At 72.8% G+C, this 18,732-nt stretch carries 15 protein-coding genes and 1 tRNA gene; 9 read left to right on the forward strand and 7 right to left on the reverse strand.

Annotation, left to right across the window (positions count from 1 at the left end):
• The 3 genes from EMA17_RS26025 to EMA17_RS26035 are packed head-to-tail and all read left to right on the forward strand — an operon-like array spanning nucleotide 1 to nucleotide 5,740.
• Nucleotides 1–450, forward strand: a complete 450-nt coding sequence (locus tag EMA17_RS26025; RefSeq protein ID WP_126639627.1) for a TadE family protein — start codon at nucleotides 1–3, stop codon at nucleotides 448–450.
• A gap of 5 nt (nucleotides 451–455) precedes the next feature.
• Nucleotides 456–923, forward strand: a complete 468-nt coding sequence (locus tag EMA17_RS26030; protein WP_160161558.1) for a pilus assembly protein TadG-related protein — start codon at nucleotides 456–458, stop codon at nucleotides 921–923.
• Nucleotides 920–5,740, forward strand: coding sequence for a LysM peptidoglycan-binding domain-containing protein (locus EMA17_RS26035; RefSeq protein WP_126639548.1), 4,821 nt, complete (start codon nucleotides 920–922; stop codon nucleotides 5,738–5,740). Before EMA17_RS26030 ends, EMA17_RS26035 begins: the two co-directional genes overlap by 4 nt.
• 78 nt (nucleotides 5,741–5,818) lie before the next feature.
• Here EMA17_RS26035 and EMA17_RS26040 read toward each other — a convergent pair whose 3' ends face one another.
• Nucleotides 5,819–6,385 carry a prepilin peptidase gene (locus EMA17_RS26040; protein ID WP_160161559.1) on the reverse strand — a complete coding sequence of 189 codons (567 nt, stop codon included), beginning with the start codon at nucleotides 6,383–6,385 and terminating at the stop codon, nucleotides 5,819–5,821.
• Between the two features lie 145 nt (nucleotides 6,386–6,530).
• Here EMA17_RS26040 and EMA17_RS26045 point away from each other — a divergent pair, with 145 nt between their 5' ends.
• From EMA17_RS26045 to EMA17_RS51960, 5 genes are read left to right on the forward strand one after another with little or no spacing between them, the layout of a single operon-like run.
• Nucleotides 6,531–7,472 (forward strand): AAA family ATPase, encoded by a 942-nt coding sequence (locus EMA17_RS26045; RefSeq protein ID WP_371863040.1) that lies wholly within the window; start codon nucleotides 6,531–6,533, stop codon nucleotides 7,470–7,472.
• Nucleotides 7,469–8,467 (forward strand): hypothetical protein, encoded by a 999-nt coding sequence (locus tag EMA17_RS26050; RefSeq protein WP_126639550.1) that lies wholly within the window; start codon nucleotides 7,469–7,471, stop codon nucleotides 8,465–8,467. The genes EMA17_RS26045 and EMA17_RS26050 overlap by 4 nt, the downstream gene beginning before the upstream one ends.
• The gene (locus EMA17_RS26055) at nucleotides 8,464–11,352 is read left to right on the forward strand and encodes a hypothetical protein (protein WP_126639551.1); all 2,889 of its coding nucleotides are present in this window, start codon (nucleotides 8,464–8,466) and stop codon (nucleotides 11,350–11,352) included. Before EMA17_RS26050 ends, EMA17_RS26055 begins: the two co-directional genes overlap by 4 nt.
• Nucleotides 11,349–12,689, forward strand: coding sequence for a toll/interleukin-1 receptor domain-containing protein (locus tag EMA17_RS26060; RefSeq protein WP_126639552.1), 1,341 nt, complete (start codon nucleotides 11,349–11,351; stop codon nucleotides 12,687–12,689). Before EMA17_RS26055 ends, EMA17_RS26060 begins: the two co-directional genes overlap by 4 nt.
• Nucleotides 12,686–13,591 (forward strand): DUF4231 domain-containing protein, encoded by a 906-nt coding sequence (locus EMA17_RS51960; RefSeq protein WP_160161560.1) that lies wholly within the window; start codon nucleotides 12,686–12,688, stop codon nucleotides 13,589–13,591. The genes EMA17_RS26060 and EMA17_RS51960 overlap by 4 nt, the downstream gene beginning before the upstream one ends.
• 54 nt (nucleotides 13,592–13,645) lie before the next feature.
• Here EMA17_RS51960 and EMA17_RS26070 read toward each other — a convergent pair whose 3' ends face one another.
• The 5 genes from EMA17_RS26070 to EMA17_RS51965 all read right to left on the reverse strand — a co-directional run bounded on the left by EMA17_RS26070 (nucleotide 13,646) and on the right by EMA17_RS51965 (nucleotide 17,376).
• Entirely contained in the window at nucleotides 13,646–14,761 is a 1,116-nt protein-coding gene (locus EMA17_RS26070) for a terpene synthase family protein (RefSeq protein WP_246126896.1), read from the reverse strand.
• A gap of 167 nt (nucleotides 14,762–14,928) precedes the next feature.
• Nucleotides 14,929–16,074, reverse strand: a complete 1,146-nt coding sequence (locus EMA17_RS26075) for an FAD-dependent oxidoreductase (RefSeq protein WP_126639554.1) — start codon at nucleotides 16,072–16,074, stop codon at nucleotides 14,929–14,931.
• Nucleotides 16,075–16,202: 128 nt separating this feature from the next.
• Complete coding sequence (locus EMA17_RS26080; protein WP_126639555.1) at nucleotides 16,203–16,553, reverse strand: hypothetical protein; 351 nt, start codon at nucleotides 16,551–16,553, stop codon at nucleotides 16,203–16,205.
• The gene (locus tag EMA17_RS26085; protein WP_126639556.1) at nucleotides 16,550–17,212 is read right to left on the reverse strand and encodes a hypothetical protein; all 663 of its coding nucleotides are present in this window, start codon (nucleotides 17,210–17,212) and stop codon (nucleotides 16,550–16,552) included. The genes EMA17_RS26080 and EMA17_RS26085 overlap by 4 nt, the downstream gene beginning before the upstream one ends.
• On the reverse strand, nucleotides 17,209–17,376 hold the full coding sequence (locus EMA17_RS51965; RefSeq protein WP_160161561.1) for a hypothetical protein: 168 nt from the start codon (nucleotides 17,374–17,376) through the stop codon (nucleotides 17,209–17,211). Before EMA17_RS51965 ends, EMA17_RS26085 begins: the two co-directional genes overlap by 4 nt.
• Before the next feature lie 242 nt (nucleotides 17,377–17,618).
• On the opposite strand from EMA17_RS51965, the gene EMA17_RS26090 reads away from it, so the two are divergent.
• A tRNA-Leu gene (locus EMA17_RS26090) sits at nucleotides 17,619–17,702 on the forward strand.
• 189 nt (nucleotides 17,703–17,891) lie between these two features.
• Here the strand turns inward: EMA17_RS26090 and EMA17_RS26095 are convergent.
• Nucleotides 17,892–18,614, reverse strand: coding sequence for a TetR/AcrR family transcriptional regulator (locus EMA17_RS26095; RefSeq protein WP_371863041.1), 723 nt, complete (start codon nucleotides 18,612–18,614; stop codon nucleotides 17,892–17,894).
• Nucleotides 18,615–18,732: the final 118 nt, after the last annotated feature.

Genomic DNA, 18,732 nt, shown 5'->3' on the forward strand with positions numbered 1-18,732 from the left:
ATGTGGGGGACGAGCGTGTACAGGGGGAGCCTGCGGGCGGACGAGGGGTCGTTCGCTCTCGAGGCGGCGATACTCACGCCCGTGTTGATCGCGTTCCTGTGTCTGATCATCGCGTTCGGCCGAACCTCGGTGGCCGGCAACGGCGTGGACGCGGCGGCCAAGGCGGGGGCCCGGGAGGCGTCGATCGCCCGGGACCCGGGGCATGCGGAGGTCAACGCCAGAGCGGCCGTGGCGAGTTCGCTCGCCCAGGACGGGATTCACTGCACGCCGTACACGGACGTCAAGCTGCCGGGCTTCGACACCGCCCCCGGTACGCCGGGAATCGTCACCGTCTCGGTCACGTGCACGGTGTCGTTGTCCGACGTGGCCTTCCCCGGCATCCCGGGTTCGAAGACCCTGCACGGCACCTTCACCTCGGTGCTGGACACCTACCGGGGGAGGAAGGGATGACATCCATGGCGCGCACACGTGTTCGCGGCGCCGACGTCGCTCCCGACCCCGGGGATCGCGGCAGCCTCGCCATCATGCTCGCGATCATGATGGCGGTGATCATCCTGCTCGTCGGCCTGGTCATCGACGGCGGCGGCAAGTTGCGCGCCGACTCCAAGGCCGACGCGTTCGCCCAGGAGGCCGCCCGGGCCGCCGGGCAGGCGATCGATCCGACCAAGGCCATCCCGGGGACGGCGATCGTGGTCACGAAGGCGGACGCCACGCGCGCCGCGGAGAGCTATCTCGACACCCACACCATGGTGAAGAGCCGACATGCCGTGGTCACCAAGGACGGTCGCCGGATCGACGTCTACGTGACCATCGAATACAGGACCAGGGTGGCCGCCTTCTTCGGCGTCTCCACCGTCACCGTCAAAGGCCATGCCCGTGCCGGGCTCGTCCATGGGATCCGAAACCCGGAGGACGCACCGTGACCGTTACCCAAGGCCCTCGTCCCGGCGCCGGTCCGGGCACCGGGGCACACGCACGAAATCGTGCCGACCGGGGCAGGCGTCGCGGACCCGGACGATTCCTGTTCGACCTGATACGGGGCCTGCTCAGCCTCGTGGTGCTGCTCGCGCTGCTCGTCGGACTGCCCGCCTCGCTCGTCGTGGCCACCACCGACGTGTTGCCGCACCGGCTGCCCGCGCTCGACGAGATCGGCAAGATCCTCACCCAACCCGACGACGGGCGCGGCTTCCTCGCGGCGCTCGCCCTCGTCTTCTGGGGCGCCTGGCTGTGTTTCGCCGTCTCGGTGATCGTGGAGATCCCGGCCCAGCTGCGCGGGTTGTCCGCACCGCGCATCCGCGGCCTGGGCTGGAGCCAGAAGGCGGCGGGCGCGCTGATCGGCGGCATCATGCTGATGCTGCCCGCCGGCACCGCGCTGGCCGCGGGCGAGGCGCAGGCCGCGCCGCAACTGCCGGAACACGTGTCGAGTGCGCCGAGTCGAGCCGTGGAGCAGGAAATCCCGGTCCGGGTACAGGATCCCGGGCCGACCGCCGGACCCACGCACACCGTGCAACGCGGTGACTCGTTGTGGACGATCGCGGAGGAACGGCTGGGCGACGGCAAACGCTGGAACGAGATCGCCAGGCTCAACGACGGCAAGACGATGGCGAACGGGCAGCGATTCGACTCGGCGGACTACGTCGAGGAGGGCTGGGTGCTCGCCCTGCCCGCCAACGCCGGGCCGCCCGCAGAGGTCAAGGCCGCGCACGCGCCGGAGTCGCCGGGGGAGGAGCACAAGGCGCTGCCGACGACGGTCACCGTCAAGCCGGGTGACACGTTGTCGGACATCGCCGAGGAACTGCTCGGCGACGGCGACCGCTACCCCGAGATCTTCGCCGCCAACAAGGACCAGCCGCAGTCGGGTGGCGCGGCGCTGACCGACCCGAACTCGATCCAGCCCGGTTGGACGTTGTCCATCCCGGGCGGAGGCGGCGCGGACCCGGCGCCGCAACAACAACCACCCCAGCAGCAGCAACAGCCACCCCAGCAACAACCGCCGCAACAGCAACCGCCGGCGCAGCAGCAGCCCCAGCAGCAGCCTCCCGTGCAGCAACCTCCCGCCGAACCGCAGAAGCCGTTCGTCGAGACCCCGCCGCAGATCGCCAAGCAGGACCCGATCGTGGTCCCGAACGCGCCCGCCGGCGCGGGCGCGCCCGGTGCGGCGTCGAGCGAGACACCGAAGAAGGCGGACAACACCAACCCCACCGGCAGCCGGGCCGAGGCACCGAGCCCGGGCGGGGACGAGAGTTCGGTACCGGTGGGCGCGCTCGCCCTGGGCGCGGTCGGCGCCGCGGCGGTGCTCGGCGCGCTGCTGGTGCGTCGTCGACTGCAGCAGTCGGTGCGTCGGGACGGGCGCCGGATCGCGATGCCCGTACCGGCGGCGGCCGACCTGGAGCAGCAGCTGCGGGCGACCGAAACGCCGGACGCGCTGGACCTGTTCGACCGCACACTGCGCACACTGTGTGCCCGGATGTCCGACACCGGCCGCACCCTGCCCCTGATCGACTCCGTGCAACTCACCGACCGACAACTCGAACTGCACCTGGCCGCGCCGTCGCCGCCGCTGTACCCCTTCGAGGCGGTACACGGCGACCACATGCACTGGACCTGCCCGGCCGACGCCGAGCTGCTGCACACCAGCGCGGCGGCCAACGTACCGGCGCCCTATCCGGCCCTCGCGGTGCTGGGTGAAACCGACGATGGACGCCAGCTGTTGGTCGATCTGGAATCGCTCGGCGTGATCGGCCTGACCGACGGTTCCGGGGAGGACAACCTCGCGGTGCTGCGCGCGCTCGCCGTCGAGCTGTTGTCCAACGTGTGGAGCGACGACCTGTGTGTGACGGTGGTCGGCTTCGGTCGCGAACTGCGCGACGTGGAACGCGAGGGGCGGCAACAACTCCGCTACGCCTACTCGCTCGACGAGGCGCTGAGCCGGCTGGCGACCTGGTCCGACGAGGTGGTCGGCCTGCTCGACGACGCCAAGCTGACCTCGCCCCGGCAGGCCCGGACCAAGGGCATCCTGCCCGACACGTGGCCGCCGGAGATCGTACTGTCCCTGGAGCCGCTGACCGAGGCGCACGTCCCGCACATCCAACGGCTGACCAACGCCTACCCGCGCGCCGCCGCCGCGATCGTCGCGCCGGTGCACTCGGAGCCGTGGCTCAGCGGACTCGGGGTGACCCGACTGCCCACCGTGCCGGGCGTGGTGACGCCGAGTCGGATCAACACCGACGTGCACGTCCAGCGTCTGGAGGACCCGCAGTACCAGGCGTTGGTGAGCATGTTCACCGTGTCCAAGGACCTGGACGGCGTGCCGGCCGACGAGGTGTTGATCCCCGGCCAACGGCCGGAGCGCGAGCCGGAGTCGGTCGAGGTGGGCGTCGGCGCCGGCGGCGGCAGCATGTCCTCCGCCGCGTGGTCCGCGGTCGGCGGGATGGAGCGACCGGCCCGGGTCGGCGGGGCGACGGTGGCCGACGTGGCGGCCGAGTTCGAGGTCTCGCCCGGGTACTACCAGCCGGATCCCACCGACCCCGAGCCCGACGAGCGTGTGTTCGGCGCACCCGGGTGGTCCGCGCCGACCCCCCGCCGGGCCGGTCGTGGCGGATCGGGGTCGGCATCCGACACCGGCTCGTGGGGGACCGCCGTGTTCCCCGTCGCGGGCATGCCGCTGGCCCCGCCGGAGCGGATCGAGCGCGGCGGTGGATCGCCGGAGGACACCGGCTCGTTGCCGCTGCCGTGGTTGCCCGACGACCAGCACGAGGACGCCGGACCCGGACCCGGTGACACCGCGCACGCGACCGCGGAGGCCGAACGGGCGGCCGAGCCGGAGCTGTTCCGGTCGGCGGCCGGCTCGGACGGCCCGCCCTCGGCGCCGACCCGGGAGTACGCATCGCCCCCCGTGGCCGGCCCGGAGTCGGCGCCGGCCGGGGAACCGGGACACGCGGTCGCCGCGGAAGCCGCATACACGCAACAGTCATATGCCGAACCGCCCTATGCGGAACCGCCGTATCCGCATCCGGCATATGGCGGAGAAGCCTCGGTGCCGCCATCCTTCGAGGAGCCGATCGCCGACGGATCGGTCCGTGCCGGGTCGGCCCATGCCGAGCCGATCGCCGACGAGGCGGTCGTCGTCGCCCCGGGTCACGAGGAACCGGCCCCCGAGTCGGCCGAGTTCGTGGCCCGTGCGGCGGAGGCGTCGGGGTTCGGGACACCGGACTTCGCGGACTCGACGCTCGGCGAGCCGGTCTTCGGCGCGCTCGCCGCGCCCGAGGCGGGCTCCGCACCGGGTCCCGCGACCCCGCCGGCGGAGTTCTCGTTCGGGGGCGACGGGCACGACGACACAGGACTCGAAGGGGTGGACGATCCCGAGGACCACCCCCACGCATCCGCCGGGGACGCCGGGCAGTCGGCCGAACCGACGGCGGCCGCAGAGGCCCCGGACGAGGGAACGGCAGTGCCGATCGACGCTCGGACCAGCACCGGTGAGCAAACTCCGTCGTGGGACGTCGCGGACGCCCCGGAGGGTACCTACGAGACCTACGCGGCACACGCCGCCAACGGGCACGGAGGCGTGCGGGCGGACGTGCTCTCCGGCGCCGGGGTCCATGTGTTGGGCCCGGACGACGAGGTCGACCTGATGGAGGGCCGCGGGCGCGAGCGGATCGCCCCGGCGCCGACGGAACCGGGCCCGGCGGCCGCGGGCCCGGCGGCATCCGGGCCGGCGTCGTCCGGTTCGGTGGCTTCCGGTTCGGCGGTCGCGGCGGCCGGCGCGGTCGGCGCCGCCGACGTGGTCGGTGGTGTCGAGATGCCGTCCGCCGAGTACTGGGGCGCCCCCGGGCAGGTGCACGAGGCCCCGACCGCCGCGGACTCCGGGATGTTCCCGGTGGTCGCGCCGGAGGTCGAACCGGCGGCGGACGCGCCCGAGGTCGGCTCGGCGTGGGATGTGGCGCCCCCGGTGGCCGCGTTGCCGGCCGAGGCACCGGCGGCGATCGGCCGGGCCGCCGAGGGCTTCGCGCCGACCTACCCGGAGATTCGGATACTGGGTCAGGTCGATCTGATCGGCGTCGGCGAGGAGGTCGAGCACGGCCGCCGGGCCCGACTGACCGAACTCGCCGCGTGGATCGCGCTGCACCCGGGCCGCCCGCTGACCGAACTCGACGCCGCCGTCTGGCCGCTGGGTGTCACCGCGACCGCGCGGAACTCGGCGATCAGCCAACTGCGTCGCTGGGTGGGCACGAGCCAGGACGGTACGAGCCACCTGCCCGCCGCGGCCGGCGCCGAGGGCTACGCGTTCGGGCCCGGCTTCGCCTGCGACTGGTTCCGCTTCCGCGAACTGGTCGCGCCCGGCCTGTACGGGAGCCACGAGGTGGCGATGGACTACGCACGGGCCCTGGACATAGTGCGCGACGCGCCGTTCGACGGGGTGGGTCCGCGCCGCTACGTGTGGGCCGAGCCGTTCCGCCAGCAGATGATCGCCGAGATCGTCGACGTGGCGGCCCGGCTGGCCGACTACCACCTGGACAATCACGACCCGCAGGCCGCCAAGCGGGCCTGCTCGGTCGGCCTGGTGGTGTGCCCGGAGTCGCAGATGCTCTACCGGACCATGTTCCGGGCGACGCACATAACGGGCGACCGCGCGGAGTTGGACTACTACGTGGACCGCCTGGACGGCCTGCTGGCCGGACTGGGCGCCGAACCGGAGCCGCTCACCGTGGAGTTGCTGCGAGACCTGTTGGACGACTGAGCCGCACCCGGCCGGGCGGGCACGAGCCCCCCGGCCGGCGGCGCGTCCAGCCGGACGAACACATGCCGTGACGACCCGTCATGCGCCGTGCAGCAGTATGACGACCAGTGCCGCGCCCAGCAGGAACGGCCCGAACGGCACCGAACCGCCGCGCCCGGCGCGCCGGGTGACCGCCAGGACGACCGCGAACAGGCCGACGGCGACATACGCGAGCACCAGCGCCTGGATCAGCGCCGCCCAGGACAGCCGGCCGACCACCAGCCCGACCAGGCCCGCCGCCTTGGCATCGCCCAGGCCCACCCCCACACCGGCCAGGGCGAGCACGAGGTGCACGAGGTAGGCGGCCGCCATCGCGATCAGTCCACGCCCATAGGCGTCCCCGTCGAGGGGGATCAGCAACAGTGCCGCGAGCAGCGGGTATCCGGGCAGGGTGAGGGCGTCGGGCAGCCGGAGCAACCGGATGTCGCACACCACGAGGGCGGCGGCGAGCAACCCGAAGACCAGCAGCGCGGGCAGCACCGCCTGCGCGCCGATCCGCCACACCAGCGCGGCGGCGTAGACGACGAACCCGGCCGTGATCGCGACCCGGTCGCGCCGCAGCACACCCGCGGTGTCCGCGTCGAGATGGATCGGAGATTTCCGCACGGCATCGGATCCTGTCAGACCGGCGACCGGCCCGGCACCGGATGAGGGCGAACCGGTGCCCGCCACCGGATCGAATCGGGCCCGGTCGGGCCCGCTTGTGCCGGAATCCCCACCCGGGCGCGGGGCCGGACGGCACACTGGACAGGTGCCCACAGCCATGGCGTTCGACCCCTCCCGCGCGCTTCCACCCGCGCCCGGCCCGGAGTTCGCGGGCGCGGGCGCCGTCCCGGACGACGGGGTATACGTGTTCGACGACGAGCGGATCGTGCTCGCCGTGAACGTCGCGCTCGCGACCCGGCGACCGCTCCTGGTGTTCGGGCCGCCCGGGTCCGGCAAGTCCACGCTCGCGCCGATCGTCGCCCGGCACCTCGGCCGGTTGTGCCACACCGAGGTGATCACCGCGCGGACCGAACCCGAGGACCTGCTCTGGCGCTTCGACGCGCTGCGCCGGCTCAACGACGCGCAGACCCGCGAGGTCGCGCCCACGATCGGCGCCTATTGCGCGTCGGGGGTGTTGTGGAGGGCTTTCGATCCGTACCGGACCCCGCCGGCACGGGACGGGCAGCCGACGGCGGCACCCGGAGCCGGCCGGGACGCCGGGCCCGCACCCGGGTCCGTGGTGCTGATCGACGAGATCGACAAGGCCGATCCCGACCTGCCGAACAGCCTGCTCGTACCGCTCGACACGCTGAGCTTCCCCGGGCCGGACGGCGAGGAGGTGCGCGCGCGTGCGGGCGTCGAGCCGCTGGTGGTGATCACCAGCAACAACGAGCGGGAGCTGCCCGCGCCGTTCGTCCGCCGCTGCATCGTGCTGTCGCTGGAAGCCCCGGACAGGGAGCACCTGTTGAAGGTGGCCCGCGGTCATCTCGGCGCCGACTACGACGAGTCGACGGCGGATCGGGTGGCGGAGCACCTGCTGAAGGTCGCCGCCGAGTCCGAGTGGGCCGCGGGGCCCAGCACGGCCGAGTTCCTGGACACCCTCCGCGCCTGCCGCGAACTCGGCGTCGAGCCCGGCGGCCGCACCTGGGACCTGGTCCTGGAGGTCGCCCTGGACAAGGGCCGAGGGAGCGCGAGGCCGCACGGGTGAGCACCGCACGGGGGCGGATCCATCTGGGCGACCTGGTCCGGGCGATCGTCGCGCTCGACGTGACCGACGTGGACACGGCGGCCGGGATCGCCCGCATGCTCGGCATCGCCGGGGACGCGGACACGCCCGAGTGGGCGGACGGGCCCGACGAGGCGCCGCCGGCCGACGAACCGGCCGGGCCGCCGGCCCCCGGGGAACTCGTCCCGATGTCGGTGCCGCCGGACGCCGGCTGCTCGTTGTTGTCGTTGCGCGGTCCCCACGCGCCGAACGAGGCGACCGGACCGGCCGAATCGTCGCAAGCGCCGGGGGAGGCGCCACCCGGCGAGATCGATCGCCTGCTCGAAGCGGGCACGGACGATCGGGCGGGCCCGCCGGAGCCGCCGTGGGTGGGGCGCTGGGCTCCGGGGGTGATGTTCGCGGTCGGCTCGACGGATGTGGTCGGTCGTTCCGTGGACGAGCGGGCCCTGGTCCGGCGCGTGGCGGCCCGATCGTTCCTGCGCGAACTTCCCCGACGGACCCGGCCGACCACCCGACTCGGCGTGCAACTCCTGCTGGACGCGGGCGAGTGCATGACGCCGTTCCGGGCGGATCAGCGCTGGCTGCGCGAGTTGGCCGCCGGTGTGGTCGGCCGGGACCGGGTCGAGGTGCTGCGCTTTTGGGGCACACCCGCGCGGGGTGTGCGGCGGGTCGGGCGGCGTGAGCGCGCGGCCTACCGGCCGCCGGCGGCCGGTACGCCCGTGGTGCTGATCTCGGACCTGGGGTTGCGCCGGTTGCCGTTCAGCGGGGACGCGGCGGCGGGCCCCGGCGAGTGGGGGGACTGGATCGACGCGGTCCGCCGGGCCGGTTGCCCGGTGGTGTGTGTGACGCCGTACCCGGCACGGGCCCATCCGTGGTCGTTGCGGCAACGGGTGTCGTTGGTGCCCCTGGACCGGCGAACCTCGATCCGCGCGGCCCGACGGGAGACCCGGCGGGTGCGGGGGGAGGTGCGGCGGTGACGGCCGGGTGGGACCGGCCCGATCCGGGACGGGACGGGTGGGCGGACGCCGCCGACGAGGCGTTCGGTGCCGAGGAGTTGCTGCGCACCGTGGCCGAACGCCGGCCGGCCCTGCCGCTGCTTGCCCAGGCGATGTGTCTGGCGCCGTACGCCACACCGGCGTTCGTACGACGTGCCCGGATCGAGTTCGCCCCGAACAGCACGGCGAGCCTGGAGGCGGACCTGTGGTTCTCCCCGCTCGTCGAGTCGGCCGACCCGAACGCCCTGGTCCTGGCACCGGACGTCGCGACGGTGTTGCGGAGGCGGCTGGCGCTCGATCCCGGGCGATGGGCGCGGGTACTGCGACTCACCGAGCGCATGCAGGAGCGATCACCCGAACTGGTGCGGCGATTCACCAGGTTGGCGGCGGCGGAGGCGATGGGCGCCGAGCCCCGGGACGTCGAGCCGGATCTGAAGGCCTTTCGGTTCGCGCTCGTGCCGGAGGGCACCACGGGCGACGACCTGGCCCGCTGGCTCGTGCACTTCCTGCCGAGGTTGCCGACGGTCCTCGAAACCAGCGCACTGGCCCGGACGTTGGTCGACACGGCGGCGGCACGGTTGCGTGTCGAGCCGCCGACGCGTGCGGGCGCTCCGCCGGGTTCGGGTGCGGCGGTGCGCCGAGGGGCACGACTGGGGGTGCGGTTCGACGAGGACGGCCTCACACTGAGTCGACCGCCGGAGCCCGGTGATCGGGTGCTCGAAGTACCGGGTGGGCAACGCGTGCGGGTGGAACTGGCCGCGCCGGGGGATCCGGCGTCCGGCGGATACCCGGTGGAGTTGGCGGCGGGCGAATCGGTACACGTGCCGATCGTGGTGATCGTGGACCTGGCCGCGGGTCGGGCCGGGCCGAAACCCCCGACCGAGCGGCGCCGATTGTTGCGCCCCCAGACCGTGTTCGGGGCCACGGCGGCGCTCGCGGACGGCAACGTGCGGGCGGCGGTGCGGCCGAAGGAGGGCGGGACGGAACTGCTGCGTTCCTTCCGCGGCGAGGTGTGGTCGACCGAGCGACTGTGGGAGACCGCCGAGTTGGCGAGTCTGGACGGCACTTCGGGAATCGTGTTGCTCCGGGTGGGCGACGAGGTGCTCATGGTGGAGCCGGAGCGGACTCCGCTCTCCGAGGCCCGTCGACTGCGTGCGGACGGGATCCGGGCGGTGGCGATCGTGGGCTTTCGGATCATCCTCGTGAGCGAACGCGGAGTCTGGGCAACCCCGTTCGGGGCACGGTCCGACCGGATGACGCAGCTGTCCCGGACCGCCGAGGCCGGCACCCGGATCCAGGCCGCGTACGGGCACGAGGACGTACTGATCGTGGCCCCCGGCGGAGAATCGGAGATCGTGCACCTCTCCACGGGCGCGCGGACCCGGTTCGACTCGCGCTTCGAGCCACGACCGATCACCGCGATCGCCGGCGGTGCGCCGGACCGGGCGTTGGTCCTGGCCCAGACCGGCCCCCGGCTCGTGCGCGTGCCGAGTTCGGGGCCTGCGCAGACCGTCGTGGGCGAGGCCCTGCGGGCCGACCTCACCTCGCTCGCGATCGTCGCCGACACGTCGCTGGCGGTGGACGCCGACGGACGCCTGTTGCGGTGGGACGGCGACCTGCCGATCGACCCGCCCGACGAAGTTCCGTTGCCGTTCCGTCCGTTGCGTGTGTCGCGGAGGGATCACTCGACGTTCACCGTCGTCGGCCGGGGCGGTCCGATCGAACTCCGCACCCGGGACGGCAGAACCGTCCTGGTCACCCCGCGGCGCGGGGACGACAAGGCGAACGATCGTGTGGCGGACATCCTCTTCGCGACGATGCCCCTCGACCCGGGATACGCCGACTTCGCCCGGATCCGTCGCTACGGGATCGGCTGCGTGTGTCTGCCGTTCCGAGCCGAGTCGATCGCCGCGGCCGATGGTGTGCCCGACGCCGAGGCGTGGGCGTGGATGCGCGCGGCCGGAGCGGCCGGGCTGCGGGTGCTGGTGGACGTGCCCACGGAGCACGTGGCGCGCGTCCGGGGCGAGATCGAGTCCGCGAATGTGCTGCGGTATTGCCGAGCGCTGTTGGCCGCGGGAGCCGTCGGTGTCCGGATCGTGCGGTCCAGGTACTGGTGGAGTGTGGTGGAGCGCGGTGAACCGCCCGTTGCCAGGGGGAGCGAACTGCTGCGCGTCCTTCGCGAACCGGTGGACGAGCACCCGGGACGGATCCTCGTGTTCGACTGGGATCTGCCACACGACCACACCGGGTGGAACGAGAACGAGGAATACCCGCCGGAGATGACCCGAAGTCCGCCACCGGGCGATCCGGTGGTTCGGGTTCCCCGGGCCTCGTTGATCCTGGACCCCCCGGAGGAGGACGTCCGCCTGCGCTCCATCGCGCCCTACGAAGGCCCGTTGGGCCGAAGCGTGTCGCTGTCCGCCCTGACCGAGGACGCCGCGCCGCACATCTGGGCGTGCGGGTCGATCCTGCTCGCCCGGTCCGGACTTCGCGCCGTGGCCACGCTGCCGCCCGGCCCGACCAACGCCCGTCTGGCCGCGATGTTGCGTGCCCACCGGGACCAACGCGCGTTGTCGCGGGGCTCCGCCACACGATTGCCCTCCCTCCACGAGGACGTCGTGGTGCTGCTGCGCCGCCACGGCCACGAGTTCGTGCTCTGTGCGGCCAATCTCGGCGACACCCGCCGCGCCGTCGCGCTGACCACCCCCAGCGCGCCGACCGGCACCCTGGTCGACCTCCTGGACCCCGACGCGCCGCGAACCGAGCCCATCCGTACGGGATCACCCACGATGCTCGTCCTCGGCCCCCACGAATACCGCTGGTTCCGCCTGCTCGGCCCCGACGAGCTGTATGCGAGCGGCGCATGACGATCCGGCACATCCCCGATCCGCGCGGCGCGTCGCCGACGCCGCCGCGGCCGCGGATCTTCGTCAGCCACAGCACCCGCGCCAGGCCCGACGCGGTCTGCTGTCGCTGTCTGGACGCGCGCGAGGCGCTGGTCGCGCAGCTGGCGGCCGAGGGCTTCGAGGCCGTCTACGACAAGGACTTCCTGCGCAGCGGCGACGCCTGGCAGCAGGAGATCGCCCTGGAACTGCACCGTAGTCAGGCCACCGTGCTGCTGCTGTCGCAACACGCGATGGAGTCGGCCAACGTCGGCTACGAGGCCGGCATCGCGGACGGCCGGCGGCGGGTCGACGCCCGATATCGGTTCATCGCGCTGAAGTTGCCGGATGTACGGCGCGCGGACCTGCCCACGAGCACGCTCAAGGCGATCCACCTCGGCGAGGTGGACATGTGCGACTGGGCCGACGACGAGATCACCGGAGGCCGGCTGCCCGCCAAGTTGCGCGCCGACCTCGACCAGATCCGGCTGTGGCACCTCGACCGGTCCTCGCCCACCCGATACGCGGTCACCGCCGCCCTGGACGGTGCCTACGAGGACCGACTGCGGGCCGCGGCCGACGTGTTGGGGGTGTGTACGCCGCCCGCCCCCGAGGTGCTGCGCGAGCGGCTGAGCGAGGCGCTGCTGACCGAGCGCGTCCCGGTGCCGCCGCCGCAACCGGACCCGCTGGTGCGGGCGTTGGGCGAGGTGTTGCCGGTGCTTCGACCGGATCCCGCGTACACGGTGGCCGATCTGAGCGTGGTCTACGCCCGGATTCCGGCGCTCGCCGCCGCGCAGCTGGGCGAGTTGGGGGCCTGTGCGGACGGGCGGGTCGCGGTGCTCGCGGCGACCCGGGACGGTACCCTGCGGGCCTACCTGCTGCGTGCCAGCGGTCGCCCGCGTCCCTGGCCGCACCTGGAGGTCACGGTGCCCGCCGGGGCACGGATGGCGGCGGACCTGGTCGCCGCGATCCGGGACGCGGTGGCCGACTATCTGGGCTACGACGGCTACGACGACCCGGAGTTGGCCGGCGAGGCCGGTTTCCGCGACGTGCTCGACGCGCACGGCCTGGAGACCGGGCCGATCGTGGTGGTCATCCGGCACCTGCCGGACGTGGCGCTGGTCCGCGAGTTGCGGGTGTGCTTCCCTCGCCTGCTGCTGCTGTTCCTCACCGATCGGACCGGTACCGGTGCGGCGATCGAGGCGATCGAGCTGGCACCGCTGACCCGGTCCGGCGAAGGGGAGTTGAAGCGTACGCACCGCCGCGCGATGCAGCTGGCCGGGCGTGCGGAGGCACCGAACCCGCCCTGGAGGCCCGCGTGACCGGTGGTACGGATCCGGTGCTGGAGCAGACCTGGCACGCACAACGACGGTGGTCGACCGCGGCCTCGGCGGCCAAGAACTCGGTGCGGCGCTGGCGCCTGTTCCGGTTGATCCTGGGTGTGGCGGGCGCGGTCCTGGTGACGGCCGGCACCCAGGCGTCGGGCGACCTCGGCACGGTGTTGTCGCTGATCGGCGCGTTGTGTGTGGGGCTGGTGCCGCTGGTGACGTCGCTGCGGCTGCAGCCGGAGCGGATCGAGGCGTGGACCCGGACGAGGTCGGTCAGCGAGGCGCTCAAGAGCGAGGTCTACCTGTATCTGACGGCGAGCCGGCCCTACGCCGGCACCGAGTCCGAGCGCCGGACGGCGCTGACCGCGCGGCGCGCCGCCCTCGAGGACGCGGCCGGCGATCTGCTCGCGTTGTTGCCGCAGGCGGCGCCGGGGGTGTACCCGTTGTTGCCGCCCGTGCACGACGTGGACGGCTACGTGCGGGAGCGGATCGACCACCAGGCGGACGTCTACTACGGCACGCAGGTGATCCGCATGCGGCGCGGGCTGGTCCGGATCCAGTTCGCCGAGTTCGTGTTGGCGATCACCGGCATGGCCCTCGCGGTGGTGGCGGGGACGGCCGGCGGCTCCGGGGCGGGGGCGTGGGTGCCCGTGGTGACCACCGTGTCGGCCTCGGTGATGTTGTACGGGTACGGCGTGCGCTATCAGGAGAACCTGATCTCGTTCGCCCGCACGGCCGAGCAGTTGCGCCGGTTGCGCGACGATCGTTTCGCGCGGATGCCGCTGGATCCGGCCGAGGAGGCCCGGTTCGTGGAGCGGTGCGAGAACGTCTTCTCGATCGAGACGCAGGGGTGGATGGCCCGGGCGGCGAGCGCGGATCCGGGACCGGTGCAGTGACCCGGGCGGACGGGGTGGGCAACCGGCCCGGCGGTGACGGTTGGTGACGGAGCGTCAGGCCGTCCGACTACGGAGCGGAGCGGTCGTCGGGTCGACCGACTCCTCGGCACGGCCGTGCATCGGTTCGTCCGGGAGGACGTCCGGCACGGCGTACGGACCCGAGTGCAGGCCCCAGTCGTAGTAGCCGCGGATCCAGTTGCGCATGCCCTCGACGCTCATCTCCACCGCGATGCGATCGGCGGTGCCCAGTCCGAGTTCGCCGCAGATCTGCGGCATGTACGCCTGGAGCGTCATGAACGTGTCGAGTTGTTCGTAGGTCATCCGGGTCGCCTCGCGCAGGGCGACGTCGTACGAGCAGTCGAGCCGATCGCGCAGCACCGCGACCAGATTGTGCGAGGCGACCCGGCGGCCGCGACGGCCGGGCGACTGGATGTCGTTGATGTACGCGATGGTGTCCGTCGCCGCCTCGCGCAGCCTGCGCATCAGCGGATGCGCCTGGATCTGCGGGGGTACCTCGAATCGGCGGCTGCGCTCGATCGCGTCGAGCGAGTGCGGGATCCCGGCGGTGTTGCGGCGCATCACCCGGTAGGAGTCGAGGTCGGGCACCGCGCGGGACTCGCTCATCCGCATCTCGGACGCGTGCGCGGCCAGGAATCTCGCCCAATTCGCCGCGAATCGGTTCTGCCAGGTCACCGAGGTGCCCTCGGACATCGAGGCCCACACCTCGGACCAGGCCAGCGTGATCGGGGAGACCAGGTCGGGCGGGGTGCCGGGTTCGCGGAACGGGATGGTGATCAACTCGCGGGCGATCTCGGCGACCCGGTCCGGGCGTTCGGGGGAACGGGGGCGCAGGACGGCGGCGCCGGCCGGGCTCGGCTTGGCGTCGGTGCGGGAGTATGCCTCGGTGCCCGGGCCGGTGTCGCAGTCGTCGTCGAACAGGAAGGCGAGCGCGAACCAGTTCATCAACAGGAACTGGTCGTCGGCGGACGCGTGCGGGTAGGTGCGGCCGACCGCTTCCGGCAGGTCCCACGCGATGTATTCGCGCATGCCGTCCTCGGTGCGGATCAGCCCGCGTTCGCGGACCCAGGCGAGGTGGCGGCTTCGGGCGTGGTCCAGGTACGGACTGATCGGGGCCTCGAACGGTATCGAGAACAGCACATCCTGCGGCACCTGGTCTCCCACCGGTTGCGTGATCATTGTTATGCCGCATCGGCGTCGCCGGCGCAAGATCCTTTGTGTGTGCGGAGGGTGACGTCGACGGGAGCTTCGACACGTACGGTGATACGTGTAGGGCACCTGTGCCGGCACGTGCCCCGGGCTCGCGGACCGGCTCCGGGTCAGGCCGCGATGTGAGCGGTGCTCTCGGTGGAGAGCAGTGCCTTCAGGTCGTGTACGGCGGCGCGGCCGGCCCGGTTGGCGCCGATCGTGCTCGCCGAAGGACCGTACCCCACAAGGTGGATGCGCGGGTCGCGCGCGGTGCGGGTGCCCTCCATGCGGATGCCGCCGCCCGGCTCGCGCAGGTCCAGCGGCGCCAAGTGCCGCAGTACCGCCCGGAATCCGGTCGCCCACACGATCGCGTCGGCGCGGATCTCGGTCCCGTCGGCCCAGGCCACGCCGAACGGGGTGACGCGGTCGAAGATCGGCAGCCGGGTGAGCACCCCGTGCTCGCGCGCGGCCCGCACCGCGGCGGTCGGCGGCAGCCCGGTCACGCTCACCACGCTCTCCGGCGGCAGCCCCGCCCGGACCCGCTCCTCCACCCGGGCCACCACCGCCCGGCCGACCTCGGCGTCGAACCCGCCCTCGCGGAAGACCGGCGGCCGTCGGGTCACCCACGTGGTGGTGCCGACCTCGGCGATCTCGGCGAGCGCGTGGATCGCCGACGTGCCGCCGCCCACCACGACCACGTGCCGCCCGGCGAACTCGGCCGGGCCGCGATAGTCGGCCATGTGCAGTTGCCGACCCCGGAACCCGCCGGCTCCCGGGTAGTAGGGGATGAACGGATGCCGCCAGGTCCCGGTGGCGTTGATCAGCGCCCGCGCCGTCCAGACGCCGCGATCGGTCTCGACCGTCAGCGACTCGGCGGGGAGGCCGGACGCGGAGCCGTCGGTGTCGCGGGCGTCGCCGGCCACGCCTGCGGATGCCTGTTCACCGCTCCCGGACGCCCCCTCGCCGCCCACCCCCGACCGCACCGCGCGCACCACCACCGGCCGTACGACCGCGAGCTCGAAGGCCGCCTCGTAGGCCGCGAAGTACTCCGGCAGCGCCTCGAACGCGGGCCGCGTCGGGTCGATGTCCGGCACCGCCATCCCCGGCAGCTCGTGGATGCCGTGTACGGCCTCCATCAGCAGGGTCGGCCAGCGGTGCCGCCACGCCCCGCCCGGCCCCTCGTCGGCGTCGAGCACCACGAACGACAGCCCCGACCGGCGCAGATGGTAGGCCGCGGCGAGACCGGCCTGTCCGGCGCCGATCACCACGACGTCCACCGCCGCGCGTCCCGTCCCGGCCGAAGCCCCGCCCCCGAGCCGAGGAGCCGGCCCGGTCGATGTCGTCGTCGCGTTCACCGTCTCGGTCACACGAGCGAGAACGGCCGGGCCGCGTGGTTGCTTCCCGATCAGCCCGTGGCGTCGACCACCACCACGATCCCGATCACCTGACCGGCCACGGTCACCAGGCCCAGCCACCGCCGTACCGCGCGCAGCGTCCACCCCGGCAGGGCCATCGACAGGGTGGCCAGAAGCAGCGCGAGCAGACTCGTGCCGAAGGCGACCAGCGAGCCGTCGGCCGGACCGACGGTCGGCTCCCGGCAGCCCCAACGCTCCATGCAGTCGTTCGTGGCGTTCCAGTACCCGGCGAGCACGACCGTGCAGTCGACCACGACCAGGAGCACCGTGCCGAGGAACAGCGCCCAGCCCACGAGCAGCGCGCGCACGTCGTGTTCCGGCGCCTCCTCGGGCCCGGTCACTCGGGGTCCGCCCCGAGCAGCCGGCCGAGTTGTTCCTGGCAGCGGTCGAGTCGGGCCTGGAGCAGGGTGACCTCGGCGACCAGCTGCGGGACGAGGTCGCCCTCGCCGCGCGGCACGTACGGGCTCGCGTCGGCGGCCACCGGCACGTCGGCCAGGCGCGCGTACGAGCCGAACGACAACCCCACCCGCCCGACCGCGCACCCGGTACAGCTGCCGATCAGACCGCGCCGGCCCACCACCCCGGTGCCGGCGTCGACGAGGAGTTCGGCCGGGTTGCCGCACCGGCACGCGCCCACCCACACCGAGGCGACCCGCTGCCGGCCGGATCGGAAGCCGCGCTCGTAGCGGATGTAGCGGCCGAGCACGTCCACCCGCAGCAGTGCCGCGTGCCGATACTCGGTGACGCACATCAGGGCGCGCGCCTCCGCCCGGTCCGCGAGGCTGTAGAACCCGCAGTCGCAGCGCGGCGCCGGCGGGGCGTGCCGCCGACCGTACGCGCAGTGCGCCTCGGCGTCGACCTCGTACGCCCGGCTCCGCCCGATCGACACCCCGGCGAACGCGGCTCGATCACCGTCCGCCGACAGCAGCAGTCCGGCGACCTTGTACCCCACGGGCGCGACGCCCGGGCGCTCCTCGGGCAGCCGCCGCCGGCCGATCATCGCCCGCCGGCCGCCGACGGCACCTCGGCCGGCGGCACCGGGAGGGTGCGTTCGCCGCGCTCCCGTCCGTCCCCGGACCCGGTCGCCGCCGCGCCGACCGCCTCCTCGTCCCGTCGTGTCCGCTCCACGACCTCACCCGTCGCCACCGGCCTGCCGAGCTGCATGGATTCCCCTCCCGGGATGAGTACCGCCCGTCGACACCGCCGGCGACCCGCCCGACGACACCGCTGTGCACGCTTCCCAGGAATGTTCACCCGCCGCGCCCGCACCCACACCCCGCGACCCGATCGGCACAAATCACCCATCGGATCCGGCCAAACCAACCAACAGGTAACCGTGTCGCAAAGCTCTCCCGAACCTTGCTATCCTTGCGATGCACGCGGGGCGCAACCCCCGCGCACCACTCGTCCGGGTGGCGGAATTGGCAGACGCGCTAGCTTGAGGTGCTAGTGCCCGAAAGGGCTTGGGGGTTCAAGTCCCCCCTCGGACACCGAGGAATATCGGCGAGCGTCATCGCCCACAGGCTGCATACGACACGTGCGGATCGAGACTCGTCTCGGTCCGCACGTGTCGTATACCCGTGTCGTATGCCCGGGGCCGGGTCGGGGGACGCCGGCTCGGGTGGGCCGCTCGTGGATGGGGGCGAGGGCGGCCGGGGGGACGGGCCGGCCGGTCGCGGTCAGGAGTCGACGTGGGTTGCCATTCCGTCGAGCAGGAATTCGAGGCCGACGGCGAAACTGTGGTCCCAGTCGGTGTCGGCGATGTAGTTGTGGGCGGCGACGGTCGGATAGCAGTCGCGTTGGCTTTCCAGGTATTCCTGGCCGATCCGGGTCTCCTCCGGCGAAAGCTGGAGGCTGGATTGGGTGGCGGTCGCGCCCATCACATGGTTATAGAGTGCCCAGGTCGCCGGGTTCAGCCGATTCTCGGCCAGTCCGGCACGGAGCAGTGCCGATTGCAGGAATTCCATCCAGGTCAGGAAATTCGGGCCTATCAGCGGGCGCTGCCGCGAAGGTACCGTGGCCGCCCACGGATGGCGCAGCATGGCCTGGCGCCAATCGTTGATCAGTGCCGCGATATCGTCCCGGGGGCTGGCGGTGTGTCCGGTCGGAACCGGTGCCTCGCCGAAGATCGCGTCCACGGCCAGGTCGATGACGTCGTCCTTCGTCGCCACGTGCCAATAGAGCGTGGTCGCGCCCACCTGAAGCTTTTCCGCCAGCCGACGCATCGTCAGCCGTTCCATGCCCTCTTCGTCCAACAGGGCGACGGCCGCCTGAATGATGCGGGCCCGGGTGAGTGGTGGCTCGCCGCTTTTGTTTCCGCGCGAGGGGCGCAGCCAGACATTGCCGACGCTCCGGCCGGCATGGCTACCCGAATTCTGCTCTTTATCTACGATGACCTTCACCTCCATATTCACGTGGCCGCCCCGATAAAGGTGCGCACAACGTATCACCGCGTGTCCCGCCCGAGTCTGGCATGACCCGTGGTCGGGTTAGTCCCGATCTCCGTGTGGTTCGTCGGGT

The sequence above is a fragment of the Embleya hyalina genome (genome assembly GCF_003967355.1).
GTDB classification, from domain to species: Bacteria; Actinomycetota; Actinomycetes; order Streptomycetales; family Streptomycetaceae; genus Embleya; species Embleya hyalina.

Coding starts and splice junctions, on each gene's coding strand:
- EMA17_RS26060 (WP_126639552.1), top strand. CDS start 11,349: ATGACGATCCGGCACATCCCCGATCCGCGCGGCGCGTCGCCGACGCCG.
- EMA17_RS26085 (WP_126639556.1), bottom strand. CDS start 17,212: ATGATCGGCCGGCGGCGGCTGCCCGAGGAGCGCCCGGGCGTCGCGCCC.
- EMA17_RS26025 (WP_126639627.1), top strand. CDS start 1: ATGTGGGGGACGAGCGTGTACAGGGGGAGCCTGCGGGCGGACGAGGGG.
- EMA17_RS26030 (WP_160161558.1), top strand. CDS start 456: ATGGCGCGCACACGTGTTCGCGGCGCCGACGTCGCTCCCGACCCCGGG.
- EMA17_RS51965 (WP_160161561.1), bottom strand. CDS start 17,376: ATGCAGCTCGGCAGGCCGGTGGCGACGGGTGAGGTCGTGGAGCGGACA.